Source organism: Paraburkholderia sp. NPDC080076, assembly GCF_050281145.1.
Classification (GTDB): Bacteria; Pseudomonadota; Gammaproteobacteria; order Burkholderiales; family Burkholderiaceae; genus Paraburkholderia.
In genome coordinates this window covers 114,520-132,741 of the sequence record NZ_JBNNWQ010000014.1, presented here as the reverse complement: position 1 = coordinate 132,741, position 18,222 = coordinate 114,520, and the positions used below count along the sequence as shown (strand labels likewise).

The 18,222-nt window shown below is 63.7% G+C and carries 11 protein-coding genes and 1 riboswitch; of the genes, 1 reads left to right on the top strand and 10 read right to left on the bottom strand.

Going from position 1 to position 18,222, the window contains the following annotated elements; genetic code table 11:
• Window positions 1-33: 33 nt before the first annotated feature.
• The 10 genes from galE to ACQKRQ_RS37390 all read right to left on the bottom strand — a co-directional run bounded on the left by galE (window position 34) and on the right by ACQKRQ_RS37390 (window position 16,194).
• Window positions 34-1,056 carry a UDP-glucose 4-epimerase GalE gene (galE, locus tag ACQKRQ_RS37435; RefSeq protein WP_427482671.1) on the bottom strand — a complete coding sequence of 341 codons (1,023 nt, stop codon included), beginning with the start codon at window positions 1,054-1,056 and terminating at the stop codon, window positions 34-36.
• Window positions 1,057-1,091: 35 nt separating this feature from the next.
• Window positions 1,092-2,027 (bottom strand): endo alpha-1,4 polygalactosaminidase, encoded by a 936-nt coding sequence (locus ACQKRQ_RS37430; RefSeq protein ID WP_427482669.1) that lies wholly within the window; start codon window positions 2,025-2,027, stop codon window positions 1,092-1,094.
• Window positions 2,028-2,064: 37 nt separating this feature from the next.
• Window positions 2,065-3,258, bottom strand: coding sequence for an endo alpha-1,4 polygalactosaminidase (locus ACQKRQ_RS37425; RefSeq protein WP_427482667.1), 1,194 nt, complete (start codon window positions 3,256-3,258; stop codon window positions 2,065-2,067).
• Between the two features lie 138 nt (window positions 3,259-3,396).
• Window positions 3,397-4,770 carry an exopolysaccharide Pel transporter PelG gene (gene pelG / locus ACQKRQ_RS37420; RefSeq protein WP_132375106.1) on the bottom strand — a complete coding sequence of 458 codons (1,374 nt, stop codon included), beginning with the start codon at window positions 4,768-4,770 and terminating at the stop codon, window positions 3,397-3,399.
• On the bottom strand, window positions 4,770-6,422 hold the full coding sequence (pelF, locus tag ACQKRQ_RS37415) for a GT4 family glycosyltransferase PelF (RefSeq protein ID WP_427482665.1): 1,653 nt from the start codon (window positions 6,420-6,422) through the stop codon (window positions 4,770-4,772). The genes pelG and pelF overlap by 1 nt, the downstream gene beginning before the upstream one ends.
• Window positions 6,419-7,429 carry a hypothetical protein gene (locus tag ACQKRQ_RS37410; RefSeq protein WP_427482663.1) on the bottom strand — a complete coding sequence of 337 codons (1,011 nt, stop codon included), beginning with the start codon at window positions 7,427-7,429 and terminating at the stop codon, window positions 6,419-6,421. The genes pelF and ACQKRQ_RS37410 overlap by 4 nt, the downstream gene beginning before the upstream one ends.
• Window positions 7,422-8,834 carry a PelD GGDEF domain-containing protein gene (locus tag ACQKRQ_RS37405; RefSeq protein ID WP_427482661.1) on the bottom strand — a complete coding sequence of 471 codons (1,413 nt, stop codon included), beginning with the start codon at window positions 8,832-8,834 and terminating at the stop codon, window positions 7,422-7,424. The genes ACQKRQ_RS37410 and ACQKRQ_RS37405 overlap by 8 nt, the downstream gene beginning before the upstream one ends.
• An 89-nt stretch (window positions 8,835-8,923) precedes the next feature.
• Window positions 8,924-9,475 carry a penicillin-binding protein activator LpoB gene (locus tag ACQKRQ_RS37400; protein ID WP_427482659.1) on the bottom strand — a complete coding sequence of 184 codons (552 nt, stop codon included), beginning with the start codon at window positions 9,473-9,475 and terminating at the stop codon, window positions 8,924-8,926.
• 37 nt (window positions 9,476-9,512) lie between these two features.
• On the bottom strand, window positions 9,513-13,469 hold the full coding sequence (locus tag ACQKRQ_RS37395; RefSeq protein WP_427482657.1) for a tetratricopeptide repeat protein: 3,957 nt from the start codon (window positions 13,467-13,469) through the stop codon (window positions 9,513-9,515).
• A gap of 19 nt (window positions 13,470-13,488) precedes the next feature.
• Entirely contained in the window at window positions 13,489-16,194 is a 2,706-nt protein-coding gene (locus ACQKRQ_RS37390) for a sugar ABC transporter (RefSeq protein ID WP_427482655.1), read from the bottom strand.
• Window positions 16,195-16,935: 741 nt separating this feature from the next.
• Window positions 16,936-17,015: riboswitch (cyclic di-GMP riboswitch) on the top strand.
• A 56-nt stretch (window positions 17,016-17,071) separates the two neighbouring features.
• Here ACQKRQ_RS37390 and ACQKRQ_RS37385 point away from each other — a divergent pair.
• Window positions 17,072-17,944 carry a spherulation-specific family 4 protein gene (locus tag ACQKRQ_RS37385; RefSeq protein WP_427482653.1) on the top strand — a complete coding sequence of 291 codons (873 nt, stop codon included), beginning with the start codon at window positions 17,072-17,074 and terminating at the stop codon, window positions 17,942-17,944.
• Window positions 17,945-18,222: the final 278 nt, after the last annotated feature.

Below are 18,222 nucleotides of genomic sequence, written 5' to 3'. Positions count from 1 at the left end.
GATGAGGCGAGCCGCCCCGAATCGAATCGAGCTTCAGGCGTAACCGGCGGGATTGGTCGATTGCCAGCGCCAATGGTCGGCGCACATGCGTTCGATGCCGTATTGCGCGCGCCAGCCGAGCAGCTTGTCCGCCGCGGCCGGATCGGCGAAACAGGACGCGACGTCGCCCGGACGGCGCGCGACGATTTCATAAGGCACCGGCTTGCCCGACGCCTTTTCGAACGAGCGCACCACGTCCAGCACGCTATAGCCCTGCCCCGTGCCGAGATTCACGACGAAGCTCGCATCCCGCTCGACCAACGCGTCGAGCGCGGCAAGGTGTCCGCGCGCGAGATCCACCACGTGGATGTAGTCACGCACGCCGGTGCCATCCGGCGTGTCGTAGTCGCCTCCGAACACGCGCAGCTTCTCCAGCTTGCCGACGGCGACTTGCGCGACATACGGCATCAGGTTGTTCGGCACGCCGCCCGGGTCTTCGCCAATCAGACCGCTCTCGTGCGCGCCGACCGGATTGAAATAACGCAGCGTGGCGATGCGCCAGGACGGATCGGATACTTCCAGATCGCGCAGGATCTGTTCGGCGATCAGCTTCGTTTGTCCATACGGATTGGTGGCGGACAGCGGAAACGATTCGTCGATCGGCGAGGTCTTCGGCACGCCGTACACCGTGGCCGACGAACTGAACACGAACTGCTTCACATCGCGTGCGCGCATGACCGAGAGCAGGGTGAGCAGACTGCCGAGGTTGTTGTCGTAATACTCGATCGGCTTCGAGACCGATTCGCCGACCGCTTTGAGCGCCGCGAAGTGAATCGCGCCAGTCACCGCGTGCGTGTCGAAAATGCGTTGCAACGCCGCTTCATCGCGCGAATCCGTTTCGTAGAACGCCACGCGCTTGCGCGCGATCTGCTCGACGCGTTTGAGCGACTCGCGGTTGCTGTTCACCAGGTTGTCGACCACGACCACGTCGTAGCCGCCATTCAGCAATTCGACACAGGTATGCGAACCGATAAAGCCCGCGCCACCGGTTACCAGAATCGTGCCTTTCAAGTCCATGCGAAATTCCCTTTTATAGTTATTCAATTGGAGTGTCACGGCCGCTCATTGCGGGTCCCGGCCGCGCCCACGCCGACGGTCGCGAGTCCGCCGTCGGTGACGTAGGGCACGAAGCCGGCTTGCGTAATCCGTGCCGCGGTGGCGGTTGCGCACGTGTCGTCGGCGGGCGGACAATAGTCGATGGACAGCACCGGCAGCTTGTATTGATCGCGGATGGTCGCCGCCTGCATCAGCAGCCAGTCGCGATCGGCCTGCGGCACTTCCGTATAACGCTGCTTGCCGGCATCCCAACCGCGGTACAGCGATTCGAACGCCACCATGTAGGCGAGATCATGGATCTGCGGCAATACCTCGAACCCGCGGTTGAAGATCAGCTTCGCCTTCGGATAACGCTTCTTGATCGCGCGGATGACGCGCACCAGTCCAGCTTCCTGCGCGGCTCGCGCGGCATCGGTTTTGGCGATCAGATGGTAGGAGTCGAGCGTGTCGAGGAAAAAGCCCCGATAGCCTTTTTTCCATAACGGCGCGATCACCTTGTCGACGAAAAACGTCGGCCATTCGGCGGCCGTCTGATCGATCACGTGCGAGGCCCACGCTTCGTTGACGCCCGGCAGCCACGCGGACGGCATGGCGCTGTAATACGCGCGGTGCGGGTTCACCTCGCCGACGCTCACATAAGCGAACCACGCCTGATGCGCCTTCGCGTGAGCGCGCGGATCGAAGTGCGCGTCGGGGTCGACCACCACGACATCGAATGCGGCCAGTTCTTCGACGGGAGGATTCGCGCCGTAGTACAGCGCCACCGACGGTCCCGCCGGCGCGTCCGCCGCGCTCTGCGCGTGCGCCACCGAAGCCAGCGCGCCGAGCGCGGCCATGCGCGCGAACCGGCTGACACGACGCAGTAGCGCGCGCAAGGTGAAACGTCGGTCGTGATCGTGATCGTGCTCGGACAAAGCCGGTTCCTCTTTCATGTTGTTCGGGCAACGTCGCCCGTTTCTGGCTGTCGTCCTAACTACCCACAGGCAGGAACGACCACCAGCAGATACTATCAAGCGACACAGTCGAGATCGAAGCACTGAAGCCCGTTTGCTGCGCCGCCGTCCACGCGGTTTGCGCGGTCGAACTCGCCGTGCATGACGGCGTGTAGTCGAGCGATCCCACGAAGAAACCGCTGCGGCCGAGATTCTGCTCGGTGCTTTGCCATGACTTCAACAACTGCACGACTGACGTGCTCGTCGACGGCAAGAACACCTGTTCCGCGATTACACCGTCGATCAGCCACGGAAACGATACACCGCCCGTCGTCCCGCCGATGGCCTGCACGGGCGCCGCATTCGGCACCATCGCCAGATCCGGATAGCGGTCGCGCAGTCGCTTGACGAGATCGAGGCCACCTTGCGCGCAGGCTGCATCGCATGGGGCCGTAGACGCATTGGCGCCGTGGCCGACAATTTCGAAGTTATCCAGCATGAATCCGTCGACACCGGTAGCCGCGAGACGCGGCGCGACGTAGTTGACGATCAGGTTCTGATAGTCGGCGTTGGCGGGATTCATCCAGTATTCCTGGAAGCCCGAATATCTGCTGATTTGCGCCGAGGTATTCGCGCCGCACGACACGAAGCCGGACGGGACCGTGTTCCAGTAAGTGCGCGATTTCTCGCAGGCACCGAAATTCAGGTAGCTGAGCACCTTCGCGCCATTCGCCTTCAACGCGGCGATCTGCGCGGCCGAGAAGGCGGGCGCGCCGTTGCCGGGATCCGCGTCGATCACGATCAGCTTGAACGTGGCCGCCGCGTGGGCGATGTTGACCGCGTTGCCCTGGCCGTAATAGACGGCCCAGACCGGCGACGCCGGCAAGGCGCGCGCCGTCGAGATCGTCGGCGTGGTGCTCGAGCCGGAATTGGTATTCGTCGATGAATTGCCCGAACCGGACGAGTTCGTCGAACCCGTCGAGTTGCCGGAATTACCGGCGTTACTGGAGTTCGTGGCGCTGCCGGTGGCCGAACTCGTCGACGACACCGTTGTGCCATTCGTGCTGCCCGTACCGCTGCCGCCGCCTCCGCAGGCTGCCAGCAGACTGCAGGACGCGACGATCGCAGCCGCACCGATCCAGCGTTGCGCGATGCGGCGGCCGTAACGGACGTCGGCGGCAAGGCGCGCGCGCGCGGGCCGCCGAAGCGAGCCAGGATCATACTGATGCATGGTGGAATCCGAAGTCGAACGGTGTGAGGCCAAGGGTGTCGGCGCGCCGATTCACGCTCGTCAAACGCGCCGGGATGTCGCCACCTTAGAACGGCAGCACGAACACGATCTTGAGTCGCAAACAGCGACGCCTTGGGTTCAACCCCGCAACATATACGTTTCGTATTCCAAAGACATGAATTTGCGGTCGAGCACCTTCACGGATGCCACCACCACGACCAGCAGCGCCAGCGCAAAACCATAGCCGTAAAAATCCGGCCCGAGCCTGAGCGTGATGCCGGTGAAGAGTCCGTTCAGCACGACGAATGCGCCGGTGAGCCGCAGCACCACGCGCCGCCCGTCGAGATAGAAGAACACGTTGAGCAGACCCAGCAGCAACACCTGCAGACTCGCCGACACCACGTCGACGACGAGCAGCGGCATGTACAACGGCGAAATGCCGAGCGAGCCCAGCACGCGCTCGCCGAAGGCGATGATCAGCAGCAGCACGACCGTCTGCACCTTGATGATTTCGTACAGACCGGCACGCACGCTGCCCACCATCATGTCGCGCATCTCGTTGATATGGCGCAGCGTCGCGCCGCTGCGCACCGCGTCGTAGAAGGCGTCGTAGTACTCGACGAAGTCCGCTTCGATGCGCACGAGAAACGTTGCCATGCCGGGCATCACGCACACGTAGGCGATAAAAATCGGAATGTCGTAAATCACCGACGCATTCAGCGGTCCGATCACGTGCGTGCCCGTGCCCGGCGCATACCAGAACATGAACTTGTCGAGCCACACGCCGATGTTGAACAACAGGCCGACCAGCGCGAGGCTCGGGTAGGCGAAGCGCCGCTCGAACACCTCGAACGAAACGAAACGCTCGCTGCGGTAGTTACGGTAGATCAAGCCCGACAGACCGGCGAGCAGCACGATGTGCCCCGCCACGAAGCCGCCAAGCAAGCCGACCAGTCCATAGCCGTTCAACGCGAGTGCAAGGCACACCACGCACGCATAGCCCACCGCGAACACAACGAGGATCTGCCGATACTGCTTCACGCTCGACAAAAAAATCACGGCGATCCAGATGTTGCTGACCACGACGAAGCCCGTAATCATCAGCAAGCGGTAGATCAGCGGTTCCTCGCGGAAACCCACCAGCATCGCGATCACCGCGACCACGCTGGCCAGCACCGACGACACGAGCACCACGCCGTTATAGTTCGACAGCACGAGGTCGTCGCGCTTTTCGAATAGCCGGTCTGAGATGAAGCGCGTGAACGATAGTTGCAGCGGCCCGGTCAGAATCAGGCTGAGCGCGATCAGATACGTGACCGACACCTGAAACTGCACGATCGCGAAGGTCGGAATCACCGAGGTGAGACTGATCAGCCCGATGATCAGGATCCCAAAGATCGACAGGATCAGCGGACCGGAACTGATCAGGCCCGCGTAGGCATAGGCGCGCGCCACGCCGGTCAGCGTGTCGCGGCGCATGATCTTGCGTAATTCGAAGCCGATACCCGCCATCAGCGTGTCTCCTGCGATTGAACGGGCTGCGCCGGCTGCACGCGCGGGTCCGCCTTGGATTGGGTGCCGTGGTGCATCGGGCAGCGCGCCGCATCGGCGGCCGTGCCGTTACGGTCACGGTCCGGCATGGCGGCGAGGCGCTCATACAGCGTGCGATAGCGGTCGATCATCTGCTTCTTGGTGTAGTAGCGGCGCACGCGCGCGAGTCCGGCCTGCTGCGCGGCCTGCCAGCGGGTTTCGTCGGCGAGCAGCGACAGCACCGCCTGGGCGAACGCCGCCGGGTCCGCGAGCTGCACCACCATGCCCGCCGAGCCGAGCGCGCGATCTTCCTCATCCACGCCTTCGATCAATTGACGGCACGAACCCACGTCCGTCGTGATGGCCGGCACGCCGGCCGCGAAACCTTCCAGCACCACCAGCGGCAGCGCCTCGCTGATCGAGGTCAGCGCGATCACGTCGATTTTCGGCATCATGTCGTCGATACGCTGGAAGCCGAGGAATTTCACGTTGCGGCTCAGCCCGAGACTCTCCACCAACGCGCGGCATTCGAGCGCGTAAGCGGGATCTTCCTCTTCCGGTCCGATGATCCAGCCTTCGAGATCCGGCATGGTGCGCGACGCAATGAAGATCGCGCGAATGAAGGTCTTGATGTCCTTGATCGGCACCACGCGCCCAATCAGCGCCACCACTTTGTGCGAGCGCGGCTTGCGCTCGGCGACCAGCGGCGCGAGCGCGTCGACGTCGATGCCGTTCGGAATGCATTGCGTGCGCTCGGCGCGCGCGCCGTCCGTGACCTGACGCTGGCGGTTCGCCTCGTACAACGCGACGATCTCATCCGCCGCGTCGTACGCGAGCTTGCCGATCGCTTCGAAGAAACGCACCCACAGTTCGCGGAAATAGCTGACGCGCGAGATATCGCGCTCGAACACCCCGCGGTTGTCGCGAATCCACTGGCTCTGCAGCAGGTCGATCTTGCGCTCTTTCGTATAGATGCCGTGCTCGGAGATCAGCAGCGGGCGCCCCGTGCGGTAATGCACCAGTGCGCCGAGAAAGCCGCCATATCCCGTCGATACCGTGTGGTACACCTTCGCCGGCAACAGCTTTTCAGCGACGCGCGCGAGCTGCCACAGCGGCTTGTGCATGATGCGCACGGTCCAGAAGTAATCGGTGAACGAAGGATCGGTACAGTACTTCTGATACTGATCGACGATCGTGTCCCAGGCGGCGCGGCTCGACAGGAATTGTTCCTCGCTCAGCGCGCCGTTGGTCCCGAGCATCGGAATCACGTCGGCCATCAGCGCACTCACGTCCCGGCCGTTGCGCGGATCGCGCAGAGCGTCATGCAATTTCTGCGAGCGGGCAAAGGCCGCGGCGTCGCCATCGACGGCGCGCGGCTGGAAGTCCGCAACGGCCTGCTCGTACAGGTAGTGCGTTTCGATATGCACGACGTTGTCCGGCAGCGCGTAAGCAGCACCGTTGTAGTCCTGTTCCCGGCTGCCAATGAAGACAATCGCGAAACGGGTTGCCGGGTACGAGCGGATCATTTCATTGACCCAGCTCGACACGCCGCCTCGCACGAACGGGAACGTGCCTTCGAGCAGCAGGCAGACATCGGCATCGGCGGCACGGCGGATCGGGAGTTCTTTCATCATGACCAGTACTTCACAACCGGTTTGAGTGTGGGCAACGCGGCGGCATTGCCCAGCGATGCGAGAAGCTGCTCGACACGAGCGTAGTCGCCGCGCAGGAAGTCGGCTTCAGCCAGCCACGGCACCAGCCGTTCGCGCGGGAAACCGAGTGCGAGCGCTCGCCCGATGTATTCGTGCGCGGCATTCGGCAAGCCGCTCGCCAGCGAGAGACGGCCGCGAATCAGCCACAGCGCGGCGTCGCCCGGATCGGTTTCGAGCGCTGCCTGCGCGTAGCGGTCGGCCTGTTGCAGCGTATGGCGATAGACCGCGCCCTGCACCAGATTCTGGTACACGAGTTCGAAATAGAGCTCGGCGAGCATGCGGTTGAGCGCATGGCGTTCGACGTCGCTGTCGGTCGCTTCGAGCGCTTTGCTGGTCCGGAAGATCTTCTGCATGATTTCGTTTTCGGCGTGATCCAGCGTGCCGTAAGCGATCAGGCGAATGTCTTCGAGTGGGTCGGCAAGCAACTCGCGCAGCAACGTGCCCGTCGTGCGAGTGGGCATGCTCTGGATCGCCACCAGCGCGGACAGCCGGTCGGTGGGCGACACCTGGGTGTTGGCAAGACGCGCCTGCAGCCGCGCGCCGCCGCCGTGCGACACACGCGACACCAGGTAGGTGACGAATTCCGGCCGCGGTACATCGGCGAGTTGATCGCTGTCCTTGTCGCCCGGAAAGAGCGCTGCCCAGAGGCAGCTAATCAGCACCACGAGGCCGCCGAACAGCGGCACGAAGGTGCAGGCGAGCCACAGGAACACGAACGACACCACGCGGGGCTCGCGATAATTCGCCGGCAACCACGCGCGGAACGCGACCGCTTCGGCGAGTCCCGCCACCGCTTGCAGCGCGAGAAAGCGCAGCAAAGGATCGATCGCGCCGGCCGGTTGCAGCAGGCTCGCGATCGCCAGATACTGCACGATCACGGCCACCACGGCCGCGAGCATGCTGACGATGAGTGAAAGGGTCTTAGACATCGAGGCCGCTTCGTTTGAGAAGACGCATCAGCGCCGCGCCCGGCTCGTCGCCCTCGAGGTGGAGCGTGTGAACGCCGACGCGCGCGTGTTCGAGGTCGGTGTTGAATTGGGCCGTCAGGCTGGCTTCGATCCGCGCCAGATAACCGTCGATACCGGTCGTGTCGGTGGCCGGCATCAGATTCACCAGCACCGACTGCTTCGCGGTCTGCACCGGCCACATCACGTCCAGTGAACGACGGCGGCGCATGACGTGCTCGAACAGCGAGTCGCCCTCTTCATCGCGCGGAAACGCCAGTGCGACGAGCGACGACGCCACGCCCGCCTTCTGCTGGAGACGCGTGAGGCGGCTCAGGTCGAGCGCGAATTCGTACGGGCAATTCGGCACGCGGTCGAGAATGCGTTGCACGAACGCGGAATGCTCGACGCCGTCTGCGTAATAGCCCAGCAACACCAGCAACAGCTGCAGGTTGTCGAAATTGAGCGACAGGAACGGCATGCGCTTGACGACGAGCAGCGCGCGCAATTCACCGTCCGCGGACACCAGCGGCGCGCAGACCAGGTACTGGCTGACCGGCACCACCGTGTTTTCGTTCTTCAGATGCGCGACGCTCAGCGTGTTGAGCGCATGCGTGATGAGTTCGTCGTGCATGGCGAGTTCGAACGCGTCGCCGATCTGCGCGATGGCCTGCGTGCCGAGCTTGCCGTGATGCACCGGATACAGCGCCGCGACTTCAATCTGGCAGGCCTGCGCGACGAATTCGAGCAGACCGCTCGCGCCGCCCAGCGGGTCGCTTTCCTTGCCCGCCGCCGGCACGGCGAGCGCCGTATCGGTGGCGACCGAGAGACGGCGCAACTCGGTAATCGAATCGCGCAACGTGGTCGGGCGGGACAGCAGGTCCTTTTCGAGCCGCTCGTGCGAGAGCCGCATCAGATAGTGACTGTTGGTCAACGCCACGAGACGGTCGTTCAGGTAGTCATTCAACGAGGACGCGCGCCCGGCGCGGCTGCCCCACGTATCGCCGAAATGCCCGGCGAGAATCGTCTGGATCAAACCGCCCGCGAAATATAGCGTGGGGAACGGATCGCCGTGCTGATAAAAGAGCGTCCATGCACCGAGCATGAAAGCACCGCTCAGCAGACCGAGCAGGCTGCCATATCTCAACGCCACCAGCAACGGCACCAGCCACAGCCACGGAAAACCGGCGTGCAGCAGCAACGGGTCTTCAGGATGAAGCCAGCGGGCCACGGCCAGCACGACCAGCACGAGCACGACAGTTTCAACGATCGCGAACGGCCGTGCCACCGCGGGCGCCAGCAAGCGGCGCACGCGTCCGAGATTGCCGAACGGATGCGCATGGCGCGGCTTCGAGGCGCCCGGGTTGTTTTCCACGGCTGCGGTATTCACGGCCATTTCCTTTTCACATGTCGGGTTTCAGCTTGCGGCCCGCACTTCGGGCGCAAGCCGCAACCTTGGGGATATGCTTACCGGCGTCCTTATTGACGCGCTTGCAACGGCGACAGAACCTTGCCGATCAACGAAGTCGCCACGCTCGACAGACCCGAGCGGCTCCAGCCCGTATGCGTACCCGTCGCGCTCCACACCACGGCGCCGTTCGACACGTCGATCAATTCGAAGGTCACGCCGACCACCGGCTCGCCGTCCACGCCCGTCTTGTAGCGCCATTCTTCGACAGCGCCGGACAGCACATAGCGGGCGTTCTGCGAACGCGCCCATTCCAGCGCCTTGTCGCCGTCGGCGCGCTGCGTGGTGTCGAACATCGCATTGCGGCTCGAATCGGCCGGCGCGATGCGCACATCGGCGATACCGCCCGCGCGCAGCGTGTTGGCCGCGATCGACTCGGCGCTATGGCCCGCGTCCGGCGTTTCAGTGTAGTTGGCGATCGACACGACCGCCACTTTGTCGCCGCGCGAGAGTGCCGGGCCCGAGGTCTGACGCACCGTGCCGCATGCGCTTACCATCAGAGCCAGCGCGGTTGCCGCAGCACACCAGGCGCTCGTACGAACCAATCGTTTAATGCCGACCATGAAGAATGCTCCTTTGGATATGTATTCGAAATCAGGTTCAATAAAACCAGCTATACCGTGCCCCGATCTGGGTCACGGGCGTGCCGAGATGCGACACGCGCTGATGCGAGAAGTAGATTGCCGCGTGATCGCCGCCGAAGATCGTGCCCGCGAGCCCCAGGCTGATCGCCGGCCCCCAGCCTTGATTCGAGTCGTGCTGTAGGCCCACGTCGAGGAACGGCCGCCACGCGCGCGTGTACTGGTCGATCAGATCGTTGCCGAAACCGAAGAAAAAGCCGTATTGCGAGTATGTCTGCGGGATGAAAGTCGACGCGGTGACCGGCCCGGCGGCCGCCGGGATCAGCCTTGAAATCAGGGCGTCGGCGTTGCCGCTCGCGCCGTAGTCGCCATGCGCGCCGACCAGGCGGAACGTGTAGTCCGGATAGTTCGTGCGGATCCGATAGCCGATCTCGCCCGTCGACAGCACGCCGCTGCCGAGGTAATTGCGTGCCTGGCTATAGAAACGATCCGCTTCGACGCTGCCCGTGGCGTATAGATTCTGCGTCATGCGATACGTGACCGTACCGATTACGTTGTCCTTCATGCCGCCGACCAGCAGTGCCTGCGATTCACGCGCCGTCTGATTGCGGCCTGCCTTGACGGCCACCGACAACGGCGAGTTCCTGCCCCACTCCGCTGCCACCGCCACGCTATAGAAACTGTCGAGCGCTTCGCGGCGGCCGGCTGTCACCATGAAAGCCGTGTCGTACGTTTGACGCCGCGCGAAAAATTCCACGGACCGATCCACCGACGGCACGTTGGTCAGTTGCGACTCGTCCGTCGAGTGCTGGAAGCGCTGCACACCGTTCACGCCGACCATGTAGAAATCGGCAATCTTGATGCTGCCCGCTAACGTCTGCTCGACGTAATCGAGCGGATGTTCGACGAAGCTGTTCACCGTCGCGTCAAGCGATTGCGGCCACGTCAACGCGGTCTGCTCCAGCCGGCTATGCAGTTCCGAATCGTAGGGCGCGCCTTCCAGGCCTTGAAACGCGAGGTTTTCAGCCGCGCCCGGACGATCCACCGCGATCGATGCGTCGATACGGTTGTAGAGCGGCAAACGCGCGCCTTGCTGGTCGAGCAGACGCTCCATCGCGGGCTTGTCGTTTTCAGCAAGCGCGATCGCGATCAACTGCTCCGAAGGCTGCACCAGCACATTGGCGTACTGGCGAGCCAGCCAGCGCTTTGCCAACGGATTCGCTTCATGCGACATCGCCCAGGCGAGCGCCACGTCGCGCGCCACCGACGAAGTCAACTGCGCCTGATCCGGCGACTTCGCAGCCACGTGCGCCTTCACGGGTTGCGCGGGCGGCAGGCCGGCCGCGTCGCCGAGCAGCGTGCGGCGCGCTTCGGTGTTGTCGTTGCGGCCTGCGTCGCTGGCGAGCAGATCGATCAGGAAAGCCTTCGACACGTCCGCGTTTTCGAAGATCGACGCGAGCGTGACCTGGCGGCCGAGCATCTGCTCGCGCACTTCGCTGCCCTGTGAAGCGCGCGTGCGCAGCACGATCTGCCCTTGCGCGCTGTTGGCGCGAACCTCGGCCTCTTCCTGCTGCATCTGACGCCAGACGTTGCGACGGATTGACCACGCGAGATCGCTGCGCCCCGCCATTTCCTGCGCTTCGGCGTAGGTGAGTTGCCACAACGGATCGCGCGACATCGACGCCGACTGCAGACGCAGATATTTCAACGCGGCTTCCGGCCGGTTCAGACGCATCAGCGCGGCGGCCAGCGGGCCCCACAAGGCCGGCGCCTGCGCGGGCGCATCGCGCCATTCAGCGACCGCCTCGCGCAATTGCGCTTCGCTGCCGTAGTCCACCAGCGTCCAGAGCAGCGCGGCGCGCAAGTCGAGCGTCGCGCCGGGCAGCGACACCGCGTGCTGCAGATCGTGCAGTGCGTCGAGCGGACGATCGGTCTGGCGATAGTATTCGGCCCGCACGCGCAGGAACGCGGGGTCGGCTTCGCCAGCCGTCAGTTGTTCGGGCGTCAGGCTCTTGAGCAACGCGTCGACGCGGTCGTATTGCTCCGCATCCGTGTAATAGTGAATCGCGCTCTGCAGCGCGCGCTGCGAGTGGTCGCGGCGGAACTGCAACTCGGACGTGCGAGCCGCGTCGACCGGATACGCGTCGTAGAAGTACGTCATCGCGCTCAGGTCTTCGGGTGTGGCCTGGCCGCTCGCCAATAGATGCTTGTAGGCGTCGTTCGCTATGTCGTCACGCTGCAATAGACGCGCGAGTTGCGCGGCATTGCGCCAGAACAGCACGTCGTCGTCCTTGGCGCCCCGGCGCGCGGCGAGCAGCGTGTCGAGCGCGCCCTTGTAGTCGCCGTGGCGATACAAAAGGCTCGCCGTGCGCAGCGCGTATTGCGTGTTCGAGGGATAGAGCTGATTCAGCTTGCGATAGTAGGTCAGCGCTTCGTCGTCCTGACCGGAGCGCTCGGCGAGCTGACCCAGGCGCGAATCGATTGCTTCAGCCGGCGAATTGCGTTGGCGGCCGCGCAGGAAAGCCAGCGCGTCGTCCGGACGGCCGAGACGCTCGTATGCCGCAACCACCGAGTCGACCAGCTTGAGATCGCCGGGCGCCGCATTCGATGCCTGGATCAACGCCGCCAGATAGGCATTGTCGTCGTTGAGCATGGGCGCGAGGCGCATGACGTTTTTCCAGCCTTCCGGATCGTGCGTGGTCTGTGCGTAAGCGAGCCACATCTGCAAGGCGAGCGGCGACGCATGGTTCCATTCGGCGACCTGAGCAAGGCGCTTGGTCCAGAGTGGCGAGCCTGGGTTCTTGCTGACCTGCTCGGTAGCGACTCGCTGTGCGTTCGGCAGATCGCTCGATTCGAGGAAGGACTGGTAAAGGAGGCTCGGGACGTCGTTCGATGCGGCTGCGGAGTTCGATGCGGCAGACGGCGCCGCAGGCGCAGCTGCTGCGGGACTCGACGCCGCGGCCGCCGACGCAGACGCAGCGCTGGACACCGCGACGCGCACGAGACGCACATCGCGCGAGCCGTGCGTGCGAGTGTGCATGGCTACACCGGCCCAGCCTTGCGGACCATCCATATACGCGTACTGCCCTTGCGAGCCGTCTTCACGCGAGCGTTCGCGGATGAAGGCGACGAGACGCAGCGCGCCGTCCTGATCAGGCTGAGCCCGCGCATAGCCGGCCAGCGCCTTCGCGTAACGGTCGACGAGATCCGGACGATGCGCCGCGCGCGCCAGATTCAGCAACACGACGAGCGTTTCGTGATCGTGCGCGAACGCGGCGCCGTGTTCGTTGGCGGCCGCGAGCGCCTCATCTAGCAGATTGCCCGATTGCAAGGCCCGAATACCTTCGAGAAAGCACTGACGCTTTGCATCGAAGGTCGCAGCGCTCGCTTGCAGTCGGAACCAGCCGTTGGCCGCGCCGCGATAGTCGCCCCCGTACATGGCGAAGCGCACCACTTCGCGGTTCCAGCGCGTTTGCTGCGCCGGGTCCTGTTCAGCGAGGCGCGCATAGAGTTGGCCGGCGAGCTGTTGCGCGTTCACCGAGGCGGCTGCTTCCGCCAGCATCTGCAGGTCGGCATTCGACCACGTCAGCGCCGCCGCATTCGTGAGCTGCGTACGCAAACGGGCGAGCGCGGCATCACGGCCCGGATCGTTGGCGGGCAGCGCAAACGTCTCGCGCGTATCGACCGTTAGACGCAGCAACTGCGCCGCGCGGCGCATGTGATCGCTCGGAATCGCTTCCATGCGGGCGGCGATACGGCGCGCGTCCTCGTTGCGGCCCAGCCGCACATACTGCGTGCCGAGCACCGAGAGGATTTCCGTGTTATCGGGCTGCACGCGCAGCCATGCTTCGAGGTAGGCGATGCTGAGATCGCTCGGCGCGTCGGTCGACGTCATCCGGCTACGCAGGCCGCCGCGCGGATGCACGAGATACAGCGTGATCAGCACGACGCCCGCGAGCAGCAGGACGAGCCACATGGGCGCGATGCGAGGGCGATTAGCGGCCACAGGCGACCTCGACGGACTGGTAGTTCAGTTTCTGTCCGACGTCAGCCGGCGTATCGAAACGCAGGAACTCGCCGTCGCGACGCGTGGCGACAGCCTGCTTGTTGACGCTGACCTTGCACTGCTGCGCGTTGGCCAGTTTCACGAATGGCTGGTAGTGACCGGCGAATTCGAAACGCACGCCCTGCGCCGTGCGCCGGAAGTTGCGCACGAAACCGTTGGCTTCGCCGATATACGGCGCCGCCTGTGTGGCCGCCGCGCTGCCGATTGCAAAGCGGGCGTTGCCGCCGTCGATATGGATATACGTGCCGTCAGGTCCCGCTGCAAAGCCAGTCACGCCCGACGCGTTATCGAGCGACGGTTTGGCCGCTTGCGGCCAGTGCAACTCGCGCACCTCGCCGTTGCCGCGCACGATCCAGTCGCTCGCCTGCGGGCCCACCTCTTTCGCCACCGCGAACGTGTGCCAGTCGAGCACCTTGCGGATGTACTCGCTCACGTAGACCGGCATCACCGGCTGCTTGAGCACGGTTGAAAAGATCTGGTCGAGCGCGCGCAACGAGGCGACCTTGGTCCCGCTATACATGTGGTAGTAAATGTCGATCGGCTTGAAGCGCAGTGGCCGGTCGGTCATCGAGAAGGTTTCGAGCACGCGCGTAAAGCCATAGAACGGACCTTGCCAGTCGTTCGTGTAGACGTTCTCGTCCTGATTCGGCGCATACACCTGATACGCGCCCGGCCCCTTGTCCACGCCGATCGGCGCGATATTGGTCCAGCTATTGGCTGACCTGGTGATTACCGTGTCGCCGCCGTTGAAGTTGTAGACGCCGGCCTCGTACACCTTGCGCACGACGAAACCCGGCGGCCGGCAATCGCCGGACCATTGCAGCAGCACGGTCTTCTTTCCGGGCGGCGCGAGCCGCGTGTTGATGTAGTCGATCGAACCGGTGATCTCACGGTCGATATTGAAGTGATAACCCGGAATGTTCAGCGAGAACGCCGCGTCGCCGCCTCCGCGGTCCACCTGCGCGCCGGTCTTGCTGTCCACCTGCTCCCATTGGAACGGATGCGAATACGTGTGCGTGCCGATCTCGACATGCGGCAGCGCGAACATCTTGCGCGCGATCTCTTCGAGACGCGGCGAGATATCCGGATGCAGGCCCTTGGGGCCGACTTCGCCTTCGATCACCGAGAGCGTCATCGGCACCTGATAGCGGGTGAAGATCTGCTGATACAACGCTTCGCCGGAATAGTCGGGGCCGGGAAATTCGGCGCGCGAGGCGAAGCCGTCGCCGTCCACGTGTGACATGAGCAGACGCCGGCCGTTTTCGGTCGTGACGCTCGGCGACGGCATGTCCTGCAGATGCAGCGCCGCTTTCATGAACGCCATCGGCTGAATCGCCCAACGCTCCTGCTCGATGCTGTCGAGCGACGCCACGGTGTATGGGCTGAGCGCATAGCCGCCCCACGGCGTCAGCGCGACCTGATCGAGCAGCACGCCGTTGGCCGAGACGCGCAGCAACGGCTGGCTGCGCGAACCCACACGCACGCCTTGCAGATCGCGCGGCTCGGGCTTCGGGCTGATTTCGAAGCCGACCATCGGATCGCTCTTGACCACCGTGACCGGCGCGGCCAGGGTTCCCCCCACGGCTTGCAGGTCGAGCGCCGCGCCGGCCGAACCGGCTGCGTCGAAGCCGAACTGGCCGAGGAACGCGACGGGAACGTGATCCGCCATGCGCGCCGCGACCCAGCGTTGCCACGCTTCGGGATCGGGCACCGCGCCGCGCTGGATCCACGCGACGACGCCCGCGTAGCGATCCGGCGTGATGGCGTCCGGCAGACGCGACGAGAAGTCGGCGTACTCGACGTCGTAGCCCATATAGTTGAGCGGCGTGGCCAGATCGCGCACGCCCGCGCTCAGGTCGAGCGGATCCTGGGTGTCGCGGTCCTGCACGACGAGAATCTTGCGCGGCAGCACTTCGATCTTGCCGATGCCGACCACGTCGCGGGCCTTGCTCGTCACATAAGGCAGCATGCCGGCCGACACGACGCGCGCCGCCGTGTCGCGGGCGCATTGCCGGTCGTTGCGCGCGCAATATTCCACGGACACCACCGGCACGCCGCTTTGCTGCGTGAATGCGCGCGCATCCGCAATGCGTTGCGCGCGCAACGATTCGGGGACGTCGAGAAGCTGGCCGCTGTCGCCGAGTCCACGCACCAGCGAATCGCCGACTACCGCGTAGAGCGACTTCGCAACCGGCAGCGCGTTGCGCATGACGTCGGCGCCGCCCGCCACGAGGCGCGCGTCCGGATGCGCTTCATGAATGCGGCCGGCGGCGGCCACGGCCGCGGGCGTGTCGAGCAGGAAGCCACGATAGCCACGCTGCCACAGCGGTTCGATCTGGCTGGAGAGGAATGCGTCGGCCGATCCGGCGGACTCGGCACCGGTGGTGCGGGCGATCCAGGTGGTATGCGCGAGCGGATGAGCGGCCGGGTCGAAACCCGTGGCGGGATCGACGACGACGGCATCGAATGCTTGCAATTCGCCGACAGGCGGATTGGCGGCATAGAAGAAAGCGAGGTTGGGGGCAGACGCGGCAGAGTTGGAGCTGGTCGCCGCGGCAGCGGACTGCAGCGGTGCAGCCTCCGTCTGTGTCACTGCATGAGTCGCAAGCGGTGCAATACCGGCCGCGCCAAGCATTACCGCTATCAAGGTGCGCGTAAGAAATCGTTCGCCCGCACGTCCGACCACCCCGCAAGAGTCCCCGCCGGCGCATGCCCGGGTCCGCTTCTTCATCGCCAAAATCTTTACCCCGTTCAGTCTGAACGCGAGCGGCATTCTCCTTGTGGGGAGAATGTTTCCGCTAGCGGATTTTCGAGCCGGCCCGTCGGCATTATTTGCATCGCGCAAAACTGACTTTGCGCCGGATGCGATACCGACTTTTTGTCTGATTACTGGTAAGGCGGTGGAAGATAGCACATGACATGTGGCGTCTCAAGCTCGCTTATGTCGTCGGCGGAATCTGGATTGTTAAATAGTGGTAAATGCATCCGCTTGAATTCAAAGGCAAACGATTGCGCACCTGAGCACAAGCGATATGAAGTGTTGCGGCTGCTTAAAATCGATTCGTCAAGGAGATCCGCAATGTGTTGGAAAACCGCTGCAGCAGGCAGATCAATCTTGCTGGCTCTTAATCTTCCGATCAATAAATCGCGCGAGACAGAGGCGTTGCCCTACTCTTTCTGCGCTCTTTCAAATATTTTTAATCCTCGTCAAACAGGCGTAATCGACCGGCGTTCAAGCTCGGCTCACCGCGGCATGCTGCAATAAATACCGAAACGCAAAAAGAAATCGATTTTTTTTGGTTACTCTGGATGGGGTTCGAATCAAACGACAAAAAAATAAATCGGCCCCCTAAAGAAAACTCAAGGGATGCCGTTAGCGCAGTTTGGGCAAACCCGGAGCGATCCGGCGACGCAAAACTACAGGGACTCCCTTGCGGGAGTTTGCCAGTTGCCCGCCGTGTCCACGGCGGGCCAATCGACAGCGGTTTCGAAAGACCGCGTCAGGAGGCTACATGCAAGAAAATCGGGGAATGGGTGCGGTTGCGGGTGTGCGTGCGGTCTTCGCGTTGGAATCGGCGGAAAGAATCCGCCTTGCGGGGCGCACCGACAGGTGTCTGAAACGCGTTGGACTCATCGCAGGTCTGTTGCTGGGATGCCTCAACGGCACGGCCTTCGCGGCGGGCAGCACGGCCACCAGTCTCGTCGTACCGTCCTACTTCAACGCCACCGGCAGCGTCGCGAACTGGAACAGTCTCGTGACCTCGGCGCGCAAAGTGCCGACCACCGCCATCCTGAATCCGAACAGCGGCCCCGGCGTCAAGGAAGATCCGAACTATGCCGCCGCCGTCGCCAAGCTTCGCGCCGCGGGCGGCAAGGTGCTGGGCTATGTGTCCACCTCGTACGGAAAGCGCTCGCTCTCCGCGGTCGTGGCCGACATCAATACCTATGTGGCGCTGTATAAAGTGGACGGTTTTTTCATCGACGAGATGACGTCCGATAGCCAGATGTCGCACATCCAGTTCTACCAGTCGATCTACAACTACATCAAAGGACTGAACGCCACCTACTCGGTGACGGCCAATCCGGGCACCAACATTCCAGAACTCTACGCAAGCCTGCCGACGGCCGACCAGTTCGTCGTGTTCGAAAGCACTGCGAAGAGTTACGCAAAATATCAGCCGATGGGCTGGCAAGCCGCCTATCCGAAGAACCGCTTCGTGCACATGGTGTATGGCGCGACTGCCGCGCAATTGCCGGGCGTCGTGCAATACGCGAAGACGCATGGCGCGGGCGGCGTGTATGTCACGTCGCTTGCCGGGGGCAATCCGTATAAGGCATTGCCGCCCTACTGGAACGATGAAGTGACGGACGCCGCCGCGCGTTGATGAGCTGACTTATATTGACACGCTGCTTGCTGCGGCCGGTGACGCCGGCCGCGCACCTCTTATAGCCCACATTCATTCGTGAACGCTCGGGTCTGGAACGCCGGCCGCCGCCGTGTCGAAATCCGCGTTGGCGTGGATACGACAGCCGCCTTCTCGCCGCCGGCTTCAAACGAAATTTCCTTCACGCCGACGCGCCGATCAGACGCACGCCCTCGCACGGCCAGGTCTGGGCACACGTATTGCTCTATTCCGCTCGCCGGCAAATAACCCGTCAAAGC

Excerpts from the sequence above, each read along its gene's own strand:
- galE (WP_427482671.1), bottom strand. The coding sequence starts at position 1,056 with ATGGACTTGAAAGGCACGATTCTGGTAACCGGTGGCGCGGGCTTTATC.
- ACQKRQ_RS37430 (WP_427482669.1), bottom strand. The coding sequence starts at position 2,027 with ATGAAAGAGGAACCGGCTTTGTCCGAGCACGATCACGATCACGACCGA.
- ACQKRQ_RS37425 (WP_427482667.1), bottom strand. The coding sequence starts at position 3,258 with ATGCATCAGTATGATCCTGGCTCGCTTCGGCGGCCCGCGCGCGCGCGC.
- pelG (WP_132375106.1), bottom strand. The coding sequence starts at position 4,770 with ATGGCGGGTATCGGCTTCGAATTACGCAAGATCATGCGCCGCGACACG.
- pelF (WP_427482665.1), bottom strand. The coding sequence starts at position 6,422 with ATGATGAAAGAACTCCCGATCCGCCGTGCCGCCGATGCCGATGTCTGC.
- ACQKRQ_RS37410 (WP_427482663.1), bottom strand. The coding sequence starts at position 7,429 with ATGTCTAAGACCCTTTCACTCATCGTCAGCATGCTCGCGGCCGTGGTG.
- ACQKRQ_RS37400 (WP_427482659.1), bottom strand. The coding sequence starts at position 9,475 with ATGGTCGGCATTAAACGATTGGTTCGTACGAGCGCCTGGTGTGCTGCG.
- ACQKRQ_RS37395 (WP_427482657.1), bottom strand. The coding sequence starts at position 13,469 with ATGTGGCTCGTCCTGCTGCTCGCGGGCGTCGTGCTGATCACGCTGTAT.
- ACQKRQ_RS37390 (WP_427482655.1), bottom strand. The coding sequence starts at position 16,194 with ATGCTTGGCGCGGCCGGTATTGCACCGCTTGCGACTCATGCAGTGACA.
- ACQKRQ_RS37385 (WP_427482653.1), top strand. The coding sequence starts at position 17,072 with ATGCAAGAAAATCGGGGAATGGGTGCGGTTGCGGGTGTGCGTGCGGTC.